The following is a 622-nucleotide window of genomic DNA, read 5'->3' as shown; positions in this document are numbered from 1 at the left end:
CTTTGGTCGCGTCCGAGCAGATGAGGCCGGATGTCCGGTTGCTGCGCGAGGAGTGGATTAAGGGCCGCCAACCGCTGATGCGGCGCCAAGCCCATCGTCTGGTGTTCCTCGACGAGACCGGAACCAATACCAAAATGACCCGTCTGCGGGGCCGCTCCCCCAAAGGGGCGCGGTTGAAAGCCTCTGTGCCCTTCGGACATTGGAAGACGGAGACATTCATCGCTGGCCTGCGTCACGATGGCCTGGTGGCCCCCTTTGTCATCAATTGTCCGATGAACCGGAAGATGTTCGAGGCCTATATCGAGACCCAACTCGCCCCAACCCTGGAACCGGGCGATGTCGTGATCCTCGACAATCTCGCGGCCCATAAAAGCCCTCTGGCGGAACGGATCATCCGAGCCCGAGGAGCCTTCATCCTGTTCCTGCCGCCTTATTCCCCAGACCTCAATCCAATCGAAATGGCGTTCTCGAAGCTCAAGGCACACCTCCGAAAAAGGGAGGCCAGGACCATTCAGGATCTATGGGACGCCATCGGCCGAATCTGCGATCTCTACGAGCCCGACGAGTGCCGGAACTTCTTCAAGGCTGCCGGATATGAACCAGTATGATCGCGAATTGCTCT

The 622-nt window shown here is 59.0% G+C and carries 1 protein-coding gene; it reads left to right on the top strand.

Features of this window, described 5'->3' with window-relative positions; translation table 11 throughout:
• Positions 1-608: IS630 family transposase (locus H261_RS22965; protein WP_152427096.1), on the top strand; the 608-nt coding region annotated here is incomplete at its 5' end.
• Between the last annotated feature and the right edge of the window lie 14 nt (positions 609-622).

This window comes from Paramagnetospirillum caucaseum (genome assembly GCF_000342045.1).
In the GTDB taxonomy this organism is placed as follows: domain Bacteria; phylum Pseudomonadota; class Alphaproteobacteria; order Rhodospirillales; family Magnetospirillaceae; genus Phaeospirillum; species Phaeospirillum caucaseum.
Note: the sequence above shows the minus strand (reverse complement) of the source record. Positions and strands in the feature narration are given on the sequence as shown.